At 63.4% G+C, this 20,208-nt stretch carries 14 protein-coding genes; 7 read left to right on the forward strand and 7 right to left on the reverse strand.

The genetic code is table 11. The features are described from left to right. Window positions 1-59: 59 nt before the first annotated feature. The 3 genes from GDH07_RS08175 to acnA all read right to left on the reverse strand — a co-directional run bounded on the left by GDH07_RS08175 (window position 60) and on the right by acnA (window position 5,569). Window positions 60-1,625 carry a methyl-accepting chemotaxis protein gene (locus GDH07_RS08175; RefSeq protein WP_022643334.1) on the reverse strand — a complete coding sequence of 522 codons (1,566 nt, stop codon included), beginning with the start codon at window positions 1,623-1,625 and terminating at the stop codon, window positions 60-62. A gap of 233 nt (window positions 1,626-1,858) precedes the next feature. Next, the gene (locus GDH07_RS08180) at window positions 1,859-2,650 is read right to left on the reverse strand and encodes a CPBP family intramembrane glutamic endopeptidase (protein WP_022643335.1); all 792 of its coding nucleotides are present in this window, start codon (window positions 2,648-2,650) and stop codon (window positions 1,859-1,861) included. 177 nt (window positions 2,651-2,827) lie between these two features. After that, window positions 2,828-5,569: an aconitate hydratase AcnA gene (gene acnA, locus GDH07_RS08185; protein WP_152897107.1), complete on the reverse strand. Its 2,742-nt coding sequence runs from the start codon at window positions 5,567-5,569 to the stop codon at window positions 2,828-2,830. Between the two features lie 236 nt (window positions 5,570-5,805). Here acnA and rlmM point away from each other — a divergent pair, with 236 nt between their 5' ends. Both rlmM and tusA read left to right on the forward strand, forming a co-directional pair. Next, window positions 5,806-6,879, forward strand: a complete 1,074-nt coding sequence (gene rlmM, locus GDH07_RS08190) for a 23S rRNA (cytidine(2498)-2'-O)-methyltransferase RlmM (protein WP_085597110.1) — start codon at window positions 5,806-5,808, stop codon at window positions 6,877-6,879. A 58-nt stretch (window positions 6,880-6,937) separates the two neighbouring features. Further along, window positions 6,938-7,189, forward strand: a complete 252-nt coding sequence (gene tusA, locus GDH07_RS08195) for a sulfurtransferase TusA (RefSeq protein ID WP_152897108.1) — start codon at window positions 6,938-6,940, stop codon at window positions 7,187-7,189. On the opposite strand, the gene GDH07_RS08200 is transcribed toward tusA, so the two are convergent. Next, window positions 7,186-8,595 (reverse strand): MATE family efflux transporter, encoded by a 1,410-nt coding sequence (locus GDH07_RS08200; RefSeq protein WP_085597108.1) that lies wholly within the window; start codon window positions 8,593-8,595, stop codon window positions 7,186-7,188. The genes tusA and GDH07_RS08200 overlap by 4 nt on opposite strands. 182 nt (window positions 8,596-8,777) lie before the next feature. Between GDH07_RS08200 and pdxB the strand changes: the two genes are divergently transcribed. After that, entirely contained in the window at window positions 8,778-9,920 is a 1,143-nt protein-coding gene (gene pdxB, locus GDH07_RS08205; protein WP_152897109.1) for a 4-phosphoerythronate dehydrogenase PdxB, read from the forward strand. Between the two features lie 58 nt (window positions 9,921-9,978). On the opposite strand, the gene GDH07_RS08210 is transcribed toward pdxB, so the two are convergent. Beyond that, a complete protein-coding gene (locus GDH07_RS08210) occupies window positions 9,979-10,158 on the reverse strand; it encodes a PA1571 family protein (protein ID WP_011060254.1) in 180 nt (59 codons plus the stop codon). A gap of 259 nt (window positions 10,159-10,417) precedes the next feature. Here GDH07_RS08210 and GDH07_RS08215 point away from each other — a divergent pair, with 259 nt between their 5' ends. Further along, window positions 10,418-12,184 carry an ABC transporter transmembrane domain-containing protein gene (locus GDH07_RS08215; protein ID WP_178124031.1) on the forward strand — a complete coding sequence of 589 codons (1,767 nt, stop codon included), beginning with the start codon at window positions 10,418-10,420 and terminating at the stop codon, window positions 12,182-12,184. A gap of 174 nt (window positions 12,185-12,358) precedes the next feature. Here GDH07_RS08215 and GDH07_RS08220 read toward each other — a convergent pair whose 3' ends face one another. Continuing rightward, a complete protein-coding gene (locus GDH07_RS08220; RefSeq protein ID WP_022643341.1) occupies window positions 12,359-14,287 on the reverse strand; it encodes a transglycosylase SLT domain-containing protein in 1,929 nt (642 codons plus the stop codon). A gap of 213 nt (window positions 14,288-14,500) precedes the next feature. Here GDH07_RS08220 and GDH07_RS08225 point away from each other — a divergent pair, with 213 nt between their 5' ends. Further along, window positions 14,501-16,429, forward strand: coding sequence for an ATP-binding cassette domain-containing protein (locus tag GDH07_RS08225; protein ID WP_022643342.1), 1,929 nt, complete (start codon window positions 14,501-14,503; stop codon window positions 16,427-16,429). A 90-nt stretch (window positions 16,430-16,519) separates the two neighbouring features. Here GDH07_RS08225 and GDH07_RS08230 read toward each other — a convergent pair whose 3' ends face one another. After that, on the reverse strand, window positions 16,520-16,957 hold the full coding sequence (locus GDH07_RS08230; protein WP_022643343.1) for a universal stress protein: 438 nt from the start codon (window positions 16,955-16,957) through the stop codon (window positions 16,520-16,522). A 97-nt stretch (window positions 16,958-17,054) separates the two neighbouring features. On the opposite strand from GDH07_RS08230, the gene GDH07_RS08235 reads away from it, so the two are divergent. Together GDH07_RS08235 and fadB are read left to right on the forward strand one after the other, a co-directional pair. Further along, entirely contained in the window at window positions 17,055-17,492 is a 438-nt protein-coding gene (locus tag GDH07_RS08235; RefSeq protein ID WP_031321315.1) for a hypothetical protein, read from the forward strand. 564 nt (window positions 17,493-18,056) lie between these two features. Then, entirely contained in the window at window positions 18,057-20,204 is a 2,148-nt protein-coding gene (gene fadB / locus GDH07_RS08245; protein WP_152897111.1) for a fatty acid oxidation complex subunit alpha FadB, read from the forward strand. Window positions 20,205-20,208: the final 4 nt, after the last annotated feature.

Here is a 20,208-nt window from a genome sequence, read left to right on the forward strand (position 1 = left end):
GGCCGGGCATAAAAAAACCGGAAGCACCTGCTTCCGGTTTTTTTATGCCCCTTGCTGGGTCAGCGGTTGAACCGCTCCACCAGCGAATACTGGGTGTGCGCGGTATGGGTCAGGGCCTCGCTGAGTTCGGCCGAATGCTGGGCCTGCTCGGAGGTCTGGTCCGCCAGTTGGGCGATGGTGCTGATGTTGCGGCTGATCTCCTCGGCCACCGAGCTTTGCTCTTCGGTGGCGGCGGCGATCTGGGTGGTCATGTCGGTGATGTTGGCTACCGCCTCGCTGATGCCCACCAGCGCCTGGTCGGCTTCCAGCACCCGGGCCACGCCTTCTTCGGCCTGGCGATGGCCGGCATCCATGGTCTGCACCGCACTGGCGGCGGTTTGCTGCAGCTTGGCGATCAGTGCGTGGATCTGCCCGGTGGATTCGCTGGTGCGTTGCGCCAGCTGGCGCACCTCGTCTGCCACCACGGCAAAGCCGCGACCCATCTCCCCGGCCCGGGCCGCTTCGATGGCGGCGTTCAGCGCCAGCAGGTTGGTCTGGTCGGCGATGCCCTTGATCACGTCCACCACGCCGCCGATTTCATCGCTGTCCTTGGCCAGTTGGGTCACGGTCTGGCCGGTCTCGCCCACCACCACCGACAGGCGCTGGATAGCTTCACGGGTTTCCCCGGCGATGTTGCGGCCGCGTCCGGTAAGACGATTGGCTTCCTGGGTGGCGTCGGCGGTGCGTTGCACGTGGCTGGCCACTTCCTGGGTGGTGGCCGCCATCTGGTTGACCGCGGTGGCGACCTGCTCGGTCTCCTGGCGCTGGCGCTCCAGGCCGCTGGAACTGTTGTGGGCCAGGGTGTCGGACTGCCGGGCCTGCTCGTTGAGGTGCTCGGCGGTGTCCTGCAGGCGGGTCAGGCAGGTCTTGAGTCGTGCCTCCTGGCTGAGGATCGACATCTCCAGGCGCGCCTGGGCACCCCGGCTGTCGGTGTACATCTGCGCGATCAGCGGGTCCGAGGTGGTCTGCTCGGCCAGGCGTAGCAGCCGCTTGAGGCCACGCTGCTGCCAGGTCAGGCCCAGCAGGCCCAGCGGTACCGAGAGAGCGGCGGCCAGGACGAAGCCCCAGTGGGAGTTGAGCCAGGCACCGATCATGAAGCTCAGCTGGCTGACCAGGATGAACGGCAGCCAGTCTTGCAGTATCGGCAGCCACTTGTCGCGCTTGGGAATGGCCGACTTGCCCTGGTTGATTCGCTTGTAGAGGGACTCGGCGCGACGCACCTGTTCGGCGGTGGGCTTGACCCGTACCGATTCGTAGCCCACCACCTTGCTGCCTTCGAACACCGGGGTCACGTAGGCGTTGACCCAGTAGTGATCGCCGGTCTTGCAGCGGTTCTTGACGATACCCATCCATGGCAGGCCTTGTTTCAAGGTGGTCCACATGTGGGCGAATACCGCCGGTGGCACATCCGGGTGGCGTACCAGGTTGTGCGGCGCGCGAACCAGTTCTTCGCGGGAGAACCCACTGATCTCGACGAAGGCGTCGTTGCAGTAGGTGATGACGCCCTTGGCATCGGTGGTGGAAATCAACCGTTGTTGAGCCGGGAAGGTACGTTCGCGCTGAGTGACAGGCTGGTTATTACGCATGTTTTTTCAATCCGCAAGGCTTTGATAAGTGATCGGCCGCTTCAGCTTATTATTGAAACTATTTTTCAATAATTGGCATTCGGTCTCATTGGCAGAGTGTGTTGTGTCGTCGTATGCGGCGCCGGCATCCACCGGCGTTGGCGAGGGGCTAATCATTGACCTTCTTCCTTGGCAGTCAATACTTCTGAAGTACTGGTTTGGGCAATTCGCTTGCGGTTTTGCAGTGTCCGGACTTATCCGGCGAGCATCGGGTAGGTGAAAAGCCCGAAATGCAGCAGGTTCAGTCCGAAGTGGGTGGCCAGCGCGGCTCCCAGGCCCCCGAACCGATAGGCCAGACCGTACCCGATCCCGGCGACGGTCGCCAGCAGCGTCCATTGCCAGCCGGCTCCCAGGTGCGCCAGGCCGAACAACAGGGCCGAGGCCAGCAGGGCCAGGTTCTCGCCGTAGGGCAGGTGTTTCAGGCGTCGGCTCAGGCCTCCCTGGATATAGCCCCGGAACAGCGCCTCTTCCACCAATGTCACCAGCAGCAGGTTGTTCAGTACCCATAGCCAGGCCTGTTCCGGCCATTTGGGGGCCCAGCTGATGATGCCCAGCAGCAAGGCGCCGCCCAGCGCGGTGATGGCGCACAAGAGCAGGGCCAGGGCACCGGCGTACAGCGACAGGCGCAGGGAGCGACGACCGACGATCCAGGGGCAGACCAGCAACAGCCAGAAGCCGATCAGCGGCTTGTCCTGGTTCAGGTACAGGGAAAACGGCACGGCGTCATCGGTGAGGCGTTGCGGGTCGATGGCGCGTCCGTTGTAGAAGCCGGGCAGCCAGTGCATGGCCAGGGCCAGGGCGACGACCACGAACAGGCCGTGGCCCAGGTATTGGCCGATGGGGCTGCGCTGCTGGCGTACGGCCAAGCCTGCGCACAACAACAGCAAGAGCGAGAGGGCGGCCAGCAGCCCCAGTTGTCCGTAGCTCAGGGCCAGCGCATAGCCAATGGAGAGGAGTGCCAGGTACATCCATGGCAGAGCGGTCATGGGGAATCCTTGTTGCGAAAGAATGGATATTGCACAGACGTTGTTCGCCGCCTGATCTGTAGTCGTTGTTGTGACTGATTGGTCAGGTTTGGCGGACGGGCATTATAACCAGTCGATTTGTGTGCGTTAACCCAATGAAAAACACCGCCCGAAGGCGGTGTCTGTGGCTGTCACGGATCAGGCCGCGATCAATTGGCGCAAGACGTAGTGCAAGATCCCCCCGGACTTGAAGTATTCCACTTCGTTCAGGGTATCGATGCGGCACAGCACCTCGATCTGCTCACGGCTGCCATCCTCGCGGGTGATCACCAGTTGCAGGTTCATCCGCGGGGCCAGTTGCGTGTCGCTGAGGCCGAGGATATCCAGGGTCTCGCGACCGCTGAGCTTGAGGCTCTTGCGATCCTGGCCGGCCTTGAACTGCAGCGGCAACACGCCCATGCCCACCAGGTTGGAGCGGTGGATACGCTCGAAGCTCTCGGCGATCACCGCCTTGACCCCCAACAGGTTGGTGCCCTTGGCTGCCCAGTCGCGGCTCGAGCCGGTGCCGTATTCCTGCCCGGCGATCACCACCAGCGGTGTGCCCGTGGCCTGGTACTTCATGGCCGCGTCGTAGATCGCCATTTTCTCGCCGGTGGGAATGTACAGCGTATTGCCGCCTTCCTCGCCGCCGAGCATTTCGTTGCGGATGCGGATATTGGCGAAGGTACCGCGCATCATCACTTCATGGTTGCCGCGCCGCGAGCCATAGGAGTTGAAGTCCCGGGGCTCCACGCCCTTGTCCCGCAGGTAACGCCCGGCGGGGCTGTCGGCCTTGATGTTGCCGGCAGGGGAAATATGGTCGGTGGTCACCGAATCCCCCAGCAGCGCCAGGACCCTTGCGCCATCGATGTCCTTGACCTCTGGCAGGGCGCCGGCGATGTCGTCGAAGAACGGTGGGTGCTGGATATAGGTCGAGTCGTCCTGCCAGACATAGGTCGCGGCCTGGGGTACCTCGATGGCTTGCCACTGGGCGTCGCCGGCAAACACCTCGGCGTACTCCTTGTGGAACATCCGGGTGTTGACCTGGGCGACGGCCTCGGCGATTTCCTGGCTGCTGGGCCAGATGTCCTTCAGGTACACCGGCTGGCCATCCTTGCCCTGGCCCAGGGGCTCGCGGCTGAGGTCGATGCGCACCGTGCCGGCCAGGGCGTAGGCCACTACCAGGGGCGGAGAGGCCAGCCAGTTGGTCTTCACCAGTGGATGCACCCGGCCTTCGAAGTTGCGGTTGCCGGACAGCACCGAGGCGACCGTCAGGTCGGAGCCCTGGATGGCCTTCTCGATCGGCTCCAGCAGCGGTCCGGAGTTGCCGATGCAGGTGGTGCAGCCGTAACCCACCAGGTCGAAACCCAGTTGGTCGAGGTAGGGGGTCAGGCCCGCAGCATGGTAGTAGTCGGTCACCACCTTGGAGCCGGGCGCCAGGGAGCTCTTGACCCAAGGCTTGCGCTGCAGGCCTTTTTCCAGCGCCTTCTTGGCCACCAGCCCGGCGGCCATCATCACGCTGGGGTTGGAGGTATTGGTGCAGGAAGTGATGGCGGCGATCACTACCGCGCCATTCTTCAGGCGGTAGGTCTGGCCTTCATGCTGGTAGTCGGTTTCGCCGACCAGGTCGGCATTGCCCACGGCGACGCCACCGCCGCCTTCGCTTTCCAGGCGGCCTTCTTCCTTGCTGGTGGGCTTGAACTGCAGATCGAGGAAGTCGTTGAAGGCCTGGGCCACATCCGGCAGGGCCACCCGGTCCTGGGGCCGCTTGGGTCCGGCGAGACTGGCTTCGACGGTGCCCATGTCCAGGGCCAGGCTGTCGCTGAACACCGGTTCCTTGCCCGGCAGGCGCCACAGGCCCTGGGTCTTGCTGTAGGCCTCGACCAGTTTCACCAGTTCGGCCGGGCGGCCCGACAGGCGCAGGTAATCGAGCGTCACCTGGTCCACCGGGAAGAACCCGCAGGTGGCGCCATACTCAGGGGCCATGTTGGCGATGGTGGCACGGTCGGCCAGGGGCAGGTCGGCCAGGCCATCACCGTAGAACTCGACGAATTTGCCCACCACGCCTTTCTTGCGCAGCATCTGGGTCACGGTCAGCACCAGGTCGGTGGCGGTGATGCCTTCCCTGAGCTTGCCGGTGAGCTTGAAACCGATGACCTCCGGAATCAGCATCGACACCGGCTGGCCGAGCATCGCGGCTTCGGCCTCGATCCCGCCCACGCCCCAGCCCAGCACGCCCAGGCCGTTGATCATGGTGGTGTGGGAGTCGGTGCCCACCAGGGTGTCGGGGAAGGCATAGGTGCGGCCGTCCTCGTCCTTGCTCCAGACGGTGCGCCCCAGGTATTCCAGGTTGACCTGGTGGCAAATGCCGGTGCCCGGCGGTACCACGCTGAAGTTGTCGAAGGCGCTCTGGCCCCAGCGCAGGAAAGCGTAGCGTTCGCCGTTGCGCTGCATCTCGATGTCGACGTTCTGTTCGAAGGCGCTGCTGCTGGCGAACTTGTCCACCATCACCGAGTGGTCGATCACCAGGTCCACCGGCGACAGCGGGTTGATCCGTTGCGGGTCGCCACCGGCCTTGGCCATGGCCGCGCGCATGGCGGCCAGGTCGACCACCGCGGGTACCCCGGTGAAGTCTTGCATCAGCACCCGCGCCGGGCGGTACTGGATCTCGCGGTCGGAGCGGCGCTCCTTGAGCCAGGCGGCGAGGGCCTTGAGGTCGTCGCTGGTGACGGTCTCGTTGTCCTCCCAGCGCAGCAGGTTCTCCAGCAGGACCTTGAGCGACATGGGCAGGGCATCGATATCGCCCAGGCTCCGCGCTGCGTCCGGCAGGCTGAAATAGTGATAAGTCTTGTCGTCGACTTTCAGGGTCTTGAGGGTTTTCAGGCTATCGAGGGATGGCATTGAACGACTCCTTCTGGCCCGCACGGCTACGGGCCTGTGATACGGACAGAGAGTTAACCTAGCTCTGTTTGGGTCTTATCGCTAATCACTGGACTGCTGGGTTCAGCCCAAGGTTCCTAACTCGGTTATCATGCGCCGTTTTTCGTGACAGGCTTTGCGCGTGCTCCGTTTCGTTGATCCGGGGCACTTTCGGGCAGGTTTGCGCAACGATTGATCGCCAACGCCCAGGAGATTCCATGAACACCCTGTTTATCCATTGCCGTCCCGGTTTCGAAGGCGAGGTCTGCTCGGAGATCGCTGATCATGCGGCCCATTTGAATGTCGCCGGATATGCCAGGGCCAAGCCGGGCACCGCCTGCGCCGAGTTCATCTGCACCGAGGACGACGGTGCGCAACGGCTGATGCAGGGCCTGCGTTTTTCCCAGTTGATCTTTCCCCGGCAGTGGGCGCGGGGCGCTTTTGTCGAGCTACCGGAAACCGACCGCATCAGCGTGATCCTGGCCCACCTGGACGCTTTCCCGCAGTGCGGCAGCCTGTGGCTGGAAGTGGTGGATACCAACGACGGCAAGGAACTGTCGAACTTCTGCAAGAAATTCGAAGGTCCGCTGCGCAAGGCGCTCAAGGGTGCCGGCAAGCTGGTGGAAGATGCTGGCTTGCCGCGTCTGCTGCTGACCTTCAAGAGCGGACGGGAAGTCTTCGTCGGGCTGGCCGATGCCGGCAACTCGGCGATGTGGCCCATGGGCATCCCACGGCTGAAGTTCCCCCGGGAGGCTCCTAGCCGCTCGACCCTGAAGCTCGAAGAGGCCTGGCATCATTTCATTCCGCGTGAGCAGTGGGACGAGCGCCTGCACAGCGACATGACCGGGGTCGACCTGGGAGCCGCCCCGGGCGGCTGGACCTGGCAACTGGTTAATCGCGGCATGCTGGTGACCGCCGTGGACAACGGGCCGATGGCCGAGAGCCTGATGGACACCGGCCTGGTCCAGCACCTGATGGCCGACGGCTTCACCTACCAGCCCCGGCAACCGGTGGACTGGATGGTCTGCGACATCGTCGAGAAGCCGGCGCGCAATGCCGCCTTGCTGGAAACCTGGATCGGTGAAGGCCATTGCCGCGAGGCGGTGGTCAACCTGAAGCTGCCGATGAAGCAGCGCTATGCCGAGGTCAAGCGCCTGCTGGAGCGGATCGAGGATGGATTCAAGGCCCGGGGCATCCGCGTGGCCATTGGCTGCAAGCAGCTGTACCACGACCGCGAGGAGGTGACCTGTCACCTGCGGCGCCTGGACACCAAGCCTGCCCGTTCCCGCTGAGCCCCTCGCCACATGGCCGGCATTGCGCGACAATGCCGGCCAGTTTCAGGAGTGAACCATGAGTCAGAACATCGATACGCCGGTAGACGGTACCCTCGACGCCACCGGCCTCAATTGCCCCGAGCCGGTGATGATGTTGCACCAGCATATTCGTGACCTGCCGCCGGGCGGGTTGTTGAAGGTGATCGCCACCGACCCGTCCACCCGCCGCGACATCCCCAAGTTCTGCGTCTTCCTCGACCATGAGCTGGTGGCGCAGGAGGAAGACGCGGGCACCTATCTCTACTGGATCCGCAAGAAGCTCGATTAACTCGCCGAGCGGCTGATGCGGATCTGCTTGCGTGCGCTGCGCACCAGGCGGATCGACAGCATCAGCGCGGCGCAGCTCAAACCGACGATCAGGCCTTCCCACAGGCCGCTCGGCCCCCGGGGCGCACCGAACCATTCGGTCAAGCCCAGGGCATAACCCACCGGCAACCCGATGCCCCAATACGCGAACAGGGTCAGGATCATCGTCACCCGGGTGTCCTGGTAGCCACGCAGCGCGCCGGCGGCGGTCACCTGGATGCCGTCGGAGAACTGGAACAGCGCCGCATACACGATCAGCATCGACGCCACCTGGATCACCAGCGGATCGGTGGTGTAGATCGAGGCGATGGGCTCGCGCAGGAAGAACATCAGGCTTGCCGACAGGCAGGCATAGGCCAGCGCCGTCGCCATGCCGACCCCGGCGCTGAAGCGGGCGTTGCGCGGTTCCTGGCGCCCCAGGGACTGGCCGACGCGCACGGTCACGGCCATGGCCAGGGAGTAGGGAATCATGAACATCAGGGCGCTGACGTTGAGGGCGATCTGGTGCCCGGCTACCACGGTGGCGCCCAGGCTGCCGATCAGCAGTGCGATCACCGCGAAGATGCTCGACTCGGCGAACACCGCGATGCCGATGGGCAGGCCTACGCCCAGCAGGCGCTTGATCACTGCCGATTGCGGCCACTCGAAACGGCCGAACAGCTGGATCTTGCGATAGGCCGGTGCCCAGCGGATCCAGCCGGCCATGCCCAGCATCATCACCCACATCACGATCGCCGTGGCCCAGCCGCAGCCGACGCCACCCATGGCCGGCACGCCGAAGTGGCCATAGATGAAGATGTAGTTGATGGGAATGTTCAGGGCCAGGCCGCAGAGCCCGATGATCATGCTCGGTATCGTGCGGCCCAGGCCATCGCTCAGGCAGCGCAGCACGTAATACAGGGCCACCGCCGGCAGGCCGCTGGCGATGCCATGCAGGTAGCCCATGCAGGGCTCGATCAGCTGCGGATCGACCTTCATCAAGTGCAGCACCGGCTCGGCGCTGATGAGGATCAGCATGGCCGAGATCCCGGCCGACACGGCCAGCCACAACGCCTGGCGCACCAGTGGGCCGATCTCCTCGAGCTTGTTGGCACCGAAACGCTGGGCGACCTTGGGGGTAGTGGCCAGCAGGGTGCCGGTCATCAACAGGAATACCGGGATCCAGATCGAGTTGCCCAGGGCCACGGCTGCCAGGTCGCGGGGGCTCACTCGCCCGGCCATCACGGCATCGACGAAGCCCATGGCGGTGGTGGCCACCTGGGCGATCATGATGGGCAGGGCCAGTACCAGCAGGTCTTTCAGCTCGCGGCCAACCCGGGCGGGGCGGCTGGTGGAGAGGGTGGTGGCGGAGTCGGTCACGGAATTCACGGGGCGAAGCGTCCATAGGTGTGTTGCGCGGGACGCGACAGTCTACGCGTTGCCATCATGCCTGGGATAAGTCCCGTGTTGTGGATTTGTAATATGGGCCTCGATTGCTCTCGCGCCTGCAAGCCGCGCTGGTTCGCCGGGTGATCTGGGCCTAAACTGCGCCTCCCCAAGAGGAGCCTGCCATGCTGATCGTTGCCGACGAAAACATTCCCCTGATCGATGAATTCTTTGCCGGGTTCGGCGAGATCCGGCGCTTTCCCGGGCGCGCCATCGATCGCGCCTGCGTGGCCCAGGCGGATGTGCTGCTGGTGCGCTCGGTAACCCAGGTCGACCGTGCCTTGCTCGAGGGCACCCCGGTGCGCTTCGTCGGAACCTGCACTATCGGCACCGATCATCTGGCCCTGGACTACTTCCAGCAGGCCGGCATTGCCTGGTCCAGCGCCCCGGGCTGCAACGCCCGCGGAGTGGTGGACTACGTGCTGGGCAGCCTGCTGACCCTGGCCGAGATCGAGGGCGTGGACTTGTCGCGCCGCTGCTACGGTGTGGTCGGCGCTGGTGAGGTCGGTGGTCGCTTGATCGAAGTGTTGCGTGGCCTGGGCTGGCAGGTGCTGGTCTGCGATCCGCAGCGCCAGGCGCTGGAGGGCGGCGACTATGTCAGCCTGGAGCAGTTGCTCGAGCGTTGCGACGTCATCAGCCTGCATACGCCGCTGACCCGTGATGGCGAACATCGCACCTGGCACCTGCTGGATCGCCAGCGCCTGGAGCGGCTGCGCCAGGGTGCCTGGCTGATCAACGCTGCACGAGGCCCGGTGGTGGACAACAGTGCCCTGCGTGAAGTGCTCCTGCAGCGTGAGGACCTGCAAGCGGTGCTGGATGTCTGGGAGCAAGAGCCGACGGTGGACAGTGCCCTGGCGGATTTATGCGTGCTGGCCACGCCGCATATCGCCGGCTACAGCCTGGATGGCAAGCAGCGTGGTACGGCGCAGATCTACCAGGCGTTCTGCCGGCACTTCGGCCATGCCGAACAGGTCCTGCTGGAGAGCCTGCTGCCGGCGCCCTGGGTGGCGCAGGTTTGCCTGGATGCCAAGGCCGACCCGGCCTGGGCCCTGGCGACGATTTGCCGGGCGGTATACGACCCGCGTCGTGACGATGCGGATTTTCGCCGGAGTTTGTCCGACGATGTCGCGCAGCAGCGCAGCGCCTTCGACGGGTTGCGCAAGCACTACCCGCAGCGCCGGGAGATCGATGGCCTGGAGGTGCGGATCCAGGGCGAGTCGGCTGATCTGCAGCGGATCGTCCGGGCATTGGGGGCCACGCTGGCCTGAATCGCGGGCATAAAAAACCCGGCCACCAGGCCGGGTCAAGAGGACGTGAGGCTATGTGTCAATCTTGCCGAGCAGGCTTGACCAGTCGCTTTTCCAGTTCGCGGCAGGCGTTCTGGATCATGTCTTCAGTAATAGGTACTTCGCGGCCCTGGGCATCGATGATGGCACAACCCAGAGACTGGTTGGGCTGGGTACGGATCACTTGAATCTTGTCATTGCTGCTGTGTTGCAAGGACATGGCCTGTCTCCTCATCAGGTTGTGTGCTTACTTTAGAATGACCGGGTGACCGGGCTGTTACAGACCAGCGCCAGAGCAGGTCCGGTAACTTCACTCCACCAGAAATACCGCAGGAGTGCCAGTCATGGATTAGACCGATAATCTCTAGGTGCTAGCGTTACTGGTCATAATCAACCTGACTCATTGCGATTTACCAAAGTTCCTGCGAATTCATCCCGTTACCGGCGCTGCCGTGGGTCGATCGCCGGCGCGTCAATGGATGAACGGCATGCTCTCTTCTCGTCATCGCCGGGCCTTGCGCCTGGCCAGTCGCTTTATCGCTCCCTACCGTTGGCAGGCGCTGGGAGCCTTGCTGGCCCTGGTGCTCACCGCGGGCATCACCCTGTCCATGGGGCAGGGCATCCGCCTGTTGGTGGACCAGGGCTTCATGACCCAGTCACCGCACCTGCTGAACCAGACCATCGGCCTGTTCCTGCTGCTGGTACTGGCGCTGGCCGTAGGTACCTTCGTGCGTTTCTACCTGGTGTCGTGGATCGGCGAGCGCTGCGTCGCGGATATCCGGCGCCAGGTGTTCAATCACCTGATCTACCTGCACCCGGGGTTCTACGAGAACAATCGCAGCTCGGAAATCCAGTCCCGCCTGACAGCGGACACCACGCTGCTACAGTCGGTGATCGGATCTTCGCTGTCGTTGTTCCTGCGTAATGCTCTGATGGTGCTGGGCGGCATAGTCCTGCTGTTCATCACCAATCCCAAGCTCACCAGCATCGTGGTGATCGCCCTGCCGCTGGTGTTGGTGCCGATCCTGCTTTTCGGTCGCCGGGTGCGTAGCCTGTCGCGCTTGAGCCAGGACCGGATCGCCGATGTGGGCAGCTACGTGGCGGAAACCCTCGGGCAGATCAAGACGGTCCAGGCCTACAACCATCAGGCCGAGGACGAACGGCGCTTCGCCCTGACGGTGGAGGAGGCTTTTCATACCGCGCGCCAGCGCATCATCCAGCGTGCCTGGTTGATCACCCTGGTGATCGTCCTAGTGTTGGGCGCCGTAGGGGTGATGCTCTGGGTCGGCGGCATGGATGTGATCGCCGGGCGAATTTCCGCCGGTGAGCTGGCGGCCTTCGTGTTCTACAGCCTGATCGTCGGTAGCGCCTTCGGTACCCTGAGCGAGGTGATCGGCGAGTTGCAGCGGGCGGCAGGGGCTGCGGAGCGGATTGCCGAGCTGCTGCGGGAGCGGAGCATCATCCAGGCGCCGAGCGCCGGGTTGGTCCGTTTGCCGGTCCGAGTTAGAGGGGAACTGCAACTGGAGAACCTGCGCTTTGCCTATCCCTCACGAGCTGATCGCTACGCTCTGGATGGTTTGTCCTTGAGCATCCGCGCCGGGGAGACCCTGGCCCTGGTCGGCCCCTCGGGAGCTGGCAAGTCCACCTTGTATGACTTGCTGCTGCGCTTCTACGATCCGCAGCAAGGGCAGATCCTGCTGGATGGCGTGCCCCTGGCCAGCCTCGATCCGCAGGACCTGCGGCGTTGTTTCGCCCTGGTGTCGCAGAGTCCGGCGCTGTTCTTCGGCAGCATCGAGGAGAACCTGCGCTACGGCAATCCTGCCGCGACTGCGCAACAAGTCCGGGAGGCCGCGCGGATCGCCTACGCCCATGAGTTCATTGAGCAGATGCCCCAGGGCTATCAGACTCACCTGGGCGATGGTGGACAGGGCCTGTCCGGAGGCCAGCGCCAGCGCCTGGCGATCGCCCGGGCGCTGCTGGTGGATGCGCCGATCCTGCTGCTGGACGAGGCCACCAGTGCCCTGGACGCGCAGAGCGAACACCTGATCCAGCAAGCCTTGCCGAGCCTGATGCAGAATCGCACCACCCTGGTGATCGCCCATCGCCTGGCCACGGTGAAGAATGCCGATCGAATCGCGGTCATGGACCAGGGCCGGCTGGTGGCGGTGGGTACGCACCAGCAATTGATCGCCGACAGCCCGCTGTATGCGCGCCTGGCGGCGCTACAGTTCAGCGATGGTTCTTGAGGCGGGCCTGATGGCGACAGGTTCCTGTCGCGTCTGCCGAGCTTGTGAGGCTGCGCACGAGGGCGTAGTCCTCGCCAGCGATATATTGCTGCTGCGTCGTACCCGATCACAACGAAGTGGTGGGGGAGATACGAAAAAGCCCGCAATCATGCGGGCTTTTTCTTGGGCGGGAGATTAGAGATCGTCGAAGTAGCGTTCGTGCCAATCCACCAGTGGTTGCGGTGAATTGAGCTTCTGGCCGTAGATCACCGAATAGGACAGGACGTTCTGCACGTACTGGCGGGTTTCGTCGAAGGGGATGCTTTCCACCCACACGTCGAAACTCAGGTGATCGGCGCCCTTGAGCCACTGGCGCACGCGGCCGGGGCCGGCGTTGTAGGCCGCTGAGGCCAGCACCCGGTTGCCGTTGAACTGGCTGTGGACCTGGCTCAGGTAGGCTGCGCCCAGCTGGATGTTCTTGTCCGGATCCAGCACTTGCTGCGGCGAGGCCAGGGGAATGCTGAACTTGCGCGCGGTTTCCTTGGCGGTGCCGGGCATCAGTTGCATCAGGCCGCTGGCGCCGACACCGGAGCGGGCGTCGTCCATGAACGCACTTTCCTGGCGGGTGATGGCGAACACCCAGCTGGAATGCAGGCCACGGACCTTGGCTTCGCGTACCAGGGTATCGCGGTGGGCCATGGGGAAACGGATGTCCAGATCGTCCCAGTACTGGGCCTGGCTGATGGTGCGGATGGCCGGGAAGTACCACTTCAGGTCATAGGCCAAGCGGGCCTGGGCGACCATTTCGTCGCGGTTGAAATGCCGGCTGACGTGGTACCACTCGCGACGCCCGTCGACGATCTGTCCCCGGGCATGGAGTTCCAGGGCGCGACGCACGCCAGGAGTGTTGCGTACCTTGTTGATCACCGCCTGGCTGAGCATCAGCGGCTGGTTGTTCAACTGATAGGGCGCCTTGGCGTGATCGGCGGCGAGGAAACCATAGAAGTCCCGCTCCCGGGACAGGCCCTTGAACAGAGCCTGGGCCTGGGGGTTCTTCGGTTCCGCCAGTTCCAGGCTGCGTGCCTGCCAGTAGCGCCAGCGGTTGGTGCTGGCCAGCTCCTGGGGCAGCTTGCGGGTCAGTTGGTAGGCATCTTCCCAGCGCGCCAGGCGCAACAGCAGGCGCAGGCGCCATTCGGACACGGTGTTGTCCCGCAGCTCGGGATCGTACTTGGTCATCACGTCCAGGGCGCGGCTGTCGAAGCGCCGGGCCAGGGTCAGGCCGATCTCGCGGGCAATGGCTACTTTTTCGTCACGGGAGAAGTGCATGCTGCTGGCATAACCGTCGAGCAGGGCCATGGCCTTGTCCGGGTCCTGGCGGGCCAGGCGGCGCAGGCCAAGGCCGACCACATCGGACATGGCCTCGTTGGCGGGCTGGAAGCGCGAAGGTTGGCTCAGCAGCTCCGGTTTCTGGGCCACATCCACCAGCAGGCGACCCTGGGGCGCCAGGGTGGTCATGCTGTTGACCAGGCTGTTGGCCAGGGCGTAGTTACGCGCCTCGGCCGCCAGCTTGGCCCGCTGCCAGCGCTTTTGCTCGGTCAGCTGGCCCTCGGCGGCCCACTGGCCGAATAGGCCGTCGCAGGCCGCAGGTTGGGACTTGCCGCTCAACCAGAGTTTTTCGGCGGTGGCGTAGCCCTCGGCCTTGAGGTTGTGGCCCAGTTGGTACTGGCCGTTGAGGCAGTCGAGCTCGGTGAAGTTGAGCTTGGGGTCGTAGTACTTGGCGAAGGTCGCCCAGTCGCCGCGTTCGGCCAGCCAGCGCAACCAGCGCAGCTTCATCCAGTTGGCCTGGGGCAGGTCGCCGTGTTCGGCGAGGAATTTCTCGATCTCGGCGTTGCTGGCGCTCTTCAGCCGGGCAGTGAGTTCGTCGTAGGCCAGGTAGGGCTCGAGCGGGTAGTCGCGCAGCGCATCGGCGTAACGGAAGTAGGGGCCGGAGTCACCCTTGGCCAGGGCGCGCTTGGCTTCGTCGTAGTACTGGCGTTGCAGGGTCAGGTCTGCCGCCTGGGCGGACTGGGCGGCAGCGGCGGAAAGAAGCAGGCAGGATAAAAGGCTGAAAAGGCGACTGCGCATGAGACATCCGGGCAGAGAAATCATGACAAGTGCCGACAGGGCCAACACTGATTGCTCACTAGCTTAGCCTTTTGCCAGCAACCGGCGAAAGCTTTGCCGGTCCGCTGGTATCAGTTGGCAACAAATGTCGCGCCAGGGTCGCCACCGGCGAAATAGCCGGCCTTCTGCGAGTCTAACTCAGGTAGAATGCGCGCCCGGTTTTTGGAGAAGAACATGACCCTGCTCAAATTCAGCGATGTGTCCCTTGCTTTCGGCGCCATGCCGTTGCTGGACAAGGTGTCCTGGCAGATCGCCCGTGGCGAGCGGGTGTGCATCATCGGTCGCAACGGTACTGGCAAGTCCAGCATGATGAAGCTGGTCAAGGGCGACCAGAAGCCCGACGACGGTTCCATATGGCGCGCACCCGCCCTGAAGATCGGCGAGTTGCCCCAGGAGTTGCCGGTGGCCGACGAGCGCACAGTGTTCGATGTGGTCGCCCAGGGCCTGGCTGGGGTCGGCGAGTTGCTGGCCCAGTACCATCACCTGAGCCAGAACATCGTCACCGACGCCGACCTGGAAAAACTGATGCACGTCCAGCACGACCTTGAGGCTCGTGACGGCTGGCGCTTGCAGCAGCTGGTGGACAGCACCCTGAGCCGCCTGCAGTTGCCTGCCGACAAGACCCTCGCCGAGCTGTCCGGTGGCTGGCGCCGGCGCGTCCTGCTGGCCCAGGCCCTGGTGGCGGAGCCGGATCTGCTGTTGCTCGACGAGCCGACCAACCACCTGGATATCGGTGCGATCGCCTGGCTAGAAGAAGCGCTGAAGGATTTCCAGGGGGCCGTGCTGTTCATCACCCACGACCGTTCCTTCCTGCAAAACCTGGCCACTCGTATTCTCGAGCTGGATCGTGGCGGCCTGATCGACTGGAACGGCGACTACGCCAGCTTCCTGGTCCACAAGGAAGCGGCCCTGGCAGCGGAAGAAACCGCCAACGCACTGTTCGACAAGCGCCTGGCCCAGGAGGAAGTCTGGATTCGCCAGGGCATCAAGGCCCGTCGCACCCGTAACGAAGGCCGCGTGCGAGCGCTCAAGGCCTTGCGCGTGGAGCGTAGCCAGCGTCGCGAGCGCACCGGCAAGGCCAACATCCAGCTGGAAGCGGCGGACAAGTCCGGCAAGCAGGTGATGGTGCTGGAGAATGTCAGTTTCGCCCACCCGGAAGGGCCGTTCCTGGTCAAGGATTTCTCCATGGTCCTGCAGCGCGGCGACCGCATCGGCCTGCTGGGCGCCAACGGCACCGGCAAGACCACCTTGCTCAAGCTGATGCTGGGCGGCCTGGTGCCCAGCAGCGGCAAGGTCGAGGAGGGGACGCGGATCGAAGTGGCCTACTTCGACCAGTTGCGCCACCAGCTGGACCTGGAAAAGACCGTGATCGACAACGTCGCCGAAGGTCGCGACTTCATCGAGATCGATGGCCAGAACCGGCATGTGCTCAGCTACCTGGGCGATTTCCTGTTCAGCCCACAGCGGGCGCGGACGCCGGTCAAGGCACTGTCGGGTGGCGAGCGTGCGCGGCTGCTGCTGGCCAAGCTGTTCAGCAAACCGGCCAACCTGCTGGTGCTGGACGAACCGACCAACGACCTGGACGTGGAAACCCTCGAGCTGCTCGAAGAGGTGCTGTCGAACTACCAGGGCACGGTACTGATGGTCAGCCACGACCGGGCCTTCCTCGACAACGTGGTCACCAGCACCTTGGTCTTCGAGGGTCAGGGGCGCGTGCGCGAGTACGTCGGTGGTTATGAGGACTGGATCCGCCAGGGTGGTTCGCCGCGTTTGCTGGGTGTGACCGAGAACAAGTCCGGCAAGGCCGAGCTGAACTCTGCCGTAGTGCCGCCAGTGCCGGCCCAGGCGCTGGAGCCAGTACAGGAAGCCGCTGCACCTGCGGCGAAGAAGAAGCTCAGCTACAAGCTGCAGCGTGAACTCGAGGCCCTGCCGGGGCAGATCGAGGCCATGGAGCAGCAGATTGCCGCCGTCGAGGCGGAAATGGCCGATGCCGGTTTCTACCAGCGGCCCGTGGCAGAAACCACTGCGGTCATCGCGAAGCTGGAACAACTGAACGCCGAGCTGGACCAGATGGTCGAGCGCTGGGCGGAGCTGGATGCCTGATTGCTGGGTGCCTGATGCAAAAAGCCCGACTCCAGAGTCGGGCTTTTTGTCGGTGCGGTTGTCGCTTCTTCAGTTCGGCAACGGCAAGCTTCAGCGCTTGGCCAGGTGTACCGCCAGCACGTCGCAAGGTGCTCCGTGCAGGACGTCGTTGGCGGTGGAACCGAGCAACAGGGCCAGGCCATGGCGACCGTGGCTGCCGACCACGATCAGGTCGCACTCCTGTTCCTTGGCTAGGTGATGGATTTCCTGGCGCGGCTGGCCATAGGTCAGGTGGCTGTATTCCTTGGTCAGTTCCGGGTACTTGTTGATCAGGCGGTCGAGGCGTTCCTTGGCCTGGTCGAATTGTTGCTGCTGCAGTTGCGAGAGATCCATGGGGACGTCGCCACCGAAGGCCATCGCCATCGGTTCCACGATGTGCACCAGCGATAGCTTGGCGCCATTGCTCACCGACAGTTCGCGGGCCCGGTGGATAACAGGATCGCACTCTTCGGTTAGATCTACGGCGACCAGAATATGGTGGTAGGGCATGAGGCGCTCCTCCAGAGGATTGCAATAGCTTCAAGTATGGCTGGTTTAAAGCGGGTTGGTTGCAACGGCCCGCTCATCGAGAATCGAGAGTACAGATATGACGGTCTGGATAGTGGTGTCAATCCTTGTGGTGGTCTTGAGTCCCTGGGCATGGCTACGACCTTCGCGTCGCCAGAGTGGCTTGATCGCCGTGCGCATGGAAGCTCGGCGCATGGGCCTGGCCATGCAGTTGGCGCCCCAGGAGTGGCCGCACTGGCTGGGCCAGCAGCCTCCGGACCCGTGCCCGCAATACCACCGCCCACGGCGTGGGGGGGCGGTGGCGTGCTGGAGTTATTGGCAAGTGGCCCCGGGAAGTTGGGTCAACCAATGGCGTGAGCCATGTGACGATGAGTCGCTGCTCCAGCACCTGCGAACCCTGCCGGCTGGTGTGTTCAAGGTGGAAGCCGACAAGCAGCTGATCGCCCTGTACTGGAATGAGCGGGGTGAGCCCCGGGTGTTGCAGGATATCGCCGCGGTACTCAAGGCCCTGGCTTGAGCGCCGAGCAAGTTGGGCGAGCCTGTGTGCCAGGCAATAAAAAGCCCGACTCAGCATCGGGCGGGGTGGCCAGGCAGGCCGGAAACTCTCATGAAGCCACCTTCGGGTGGCTTTTTGTTGCCTGGGACTCGGGTTTGAGACGGCATGCAGTTCCAGCGGCCATGCATGCGGCGTTGTTCGGATTTCGTCCTGAAGCTTAGCCAGGGGTTGTCATGCCGGCGGGAGATTTAGGGCGATTTTTCTAAATATTGATCTTATGAATGACTGCAGATGCAGGGGCGTGTTGGTGGTCCGCAGCACCCGGGAATGACCGCAAAGTCGCGTTTCAAACAGCATTTCGGACGATTGACAATTAGCGGATTTTCCGTGAATGTGGCGTACCCAAATCAAACGGGCGTATGAAATGAGCGTTTGTATCTCAGGCGTCTCTATACAGATTCCCGATTATCGCGTTGGCGGGTGTGCCTGGCGGATTGGCGTTAGCATCGACGGTGACGTCAGTGCCATGCCAGAAGTTAGCGTCCGACGTGTACTGTTCAGCTTCCATATCGTGGAGATCAGTTGATGATTTACGAAGGTAAAGCCATCACGGTTAAGGCTCTTGAAAGCGGCATCGTCGAATTGAATTTCGACCTCAAGGGTGAGTCCGTCAACAAGTTCAACCGTCTAACCCTGAACGAATTGCGTCAGGCTGTTGACACCATCAAGGCAGATGCGTCGATCAAGGGCGTGATCGTCAGCAGTGGCAAGGACGTGTTCATCGTCGGCGCCGACATCACCGAGTTTGTCGACAACTTCAAGCTGCCGGATGCGGAGCTGGTGGCAGGCAACCTCGAAGCCAACAAGATCTTCAGCGATTTCGAAGACCTTGGCGTGCCTACCGTTGCGGCCATCAACGGCATCGCCCTGGGCGGCGGCCTGGAAATGTGCCTGGCAGCGGACTACCGCGTGATGTCCGCCAGTGCCAAGATCGGCCTGCCGGAAGTCAAGCTGGGCATCTACCCGGGCTTCGGCGGCACCGTGCGCCTGCCACGCCTGATCGGTACCGACAACGCCATCGAATGGATCGCCGCCGGCAAGGAAAACCGTGCCGAAGACGCGCTGAAGGTCGGTGCTGTGGATGCAGTGGTGGCCCCTGATAAGCTCAAGGATGCTGCCCTGACCCTGCTCAAGGGCGCCATTTCCGGCGAGTTCGACTACAAGGCCAAGCGCCAGCCGAAGCTGGAGAAGATCAAGCTCAACGCCATCGAGCAGATGATGGCCTTCGAAACCGCCAAGGGTTTCGTGGCCGGCCAGGCGGGTCCTAACTACCCGGCTCCGGTCGAGGCGATCAAGACCATCCAGAAGGCCGCCAACTTCGGCCGCGACAAGGCCCTGGAAGTGGAAGCCGCAGGCTTCGTCAAGCTGGCCAAGACCTCGGCCGCCCAGAGCCTGATCGGTTTGTTCCTGAACGACCAGGAACTCAAGCGCAAGGCCAAGGCCTACGACGAGATCGCCCAGGACGTGAAGCAGGCCGCCGTACTTGGCGCCGGCATCATGGGCGGCGGCATCGCCTACCAGTCGGCCTCCAAGGGCACGCCGATCCTGATGAAGGACATCAACGAGCACGGTATCGAGCAGGGCCTGGCGGAAGCCGCGAAACTGCTGGTTGGCCGCGTCGAGAAGGGCCGCATGACCGCGGCGAAGATGGCCGAAGTGCTCAACGGCATTCGTCCGACCCTGTCCTACGGCGACTTCGGCAACGTCGACCTGGTGGTCGAAGCCGTGGTCGAGAACCCCAAGGTCAAGCAAGCCGTACTGGCTGAAGTCGAAGCCCAGGTCAAGGAAGACGCGATCCTGGCGTCCAACACCTCGACCATTTCCATCAGCCTGTTGGCCAAGGCCCTCAAGCGTCCGGAAAACTTCGTCGGCATGCACTTCTTCAACCCCGTGCACATGATGCCGCTGGTGGAAGTGATCCGTGGCGAGAAGTCCAGTGAGCTGGCCGTCGCCACCACCGTTGCCTATGCCAAGAAAATGGGCAAGAACCCGATCGTGGTCAACGACTGCCCGGGCTTCCTGGTCAATCGCGTGCTGTTCCCGTACTTCGGCGGTTTCGCCAAGCTGGTCAGCGCTGGCGTGGACTTCGTACGCATCGACAAGATCATGGAGAAGTTCGGCTGGCCGATGGGCCCGGCCTACCTGATGGACGTGGTCGGCATCGACACCGGCCACCATGGTCGCGACGTGATGGCCGAAGGCTTCCCGGATCGCATGAAGGACGACCGCCGTTCGGCTATCGACGTGCTCTACGAGGCCAAGCGCCTGGGCCAGAAGAACGGCAAGGGTTTCTACGCCTACGAGACCGACAAGCGCGGCAAGCAGAAGAAGGTCGCCGATCCGTCGGTGCTTGAAGTGCTCAAGCCGATCGTCTACGAACAGCGTGAAGTCACCGACGAAGACATCATCAACTGGATGATGATCCCGCTGTGCCTGGAAACCGTTCGTTGCCTGGAAGACGGCATCGTCGAGACGGCTGCCGAAGCCGACATGGGCCTGGTCTACGGTATTGGTTTCCCTCCATTCCGTGGCGGTGCGCTGCGCTACATCGATTCCATCGGTGTCGCCCAGTTCGTTGCCCTGGCCGACCAGTACGCCGATCTGGGCGCGCTGTACCACCCGACCGCGAAGCTGCGTGAAATGGCCAAGAACGGCCAGAGCTTCTTCGGTTAAGCGC

The organism is Pseudomonas piscis (genome assembly GCF_009380155.1).
Classification (GTDB): Bacteria; Pseudomonadota; Gammaproteobacteria; order Pseudomonadales; family Pseudomonadaceae; genus Aquipseudomonas; species Aquipseudomonas piscis.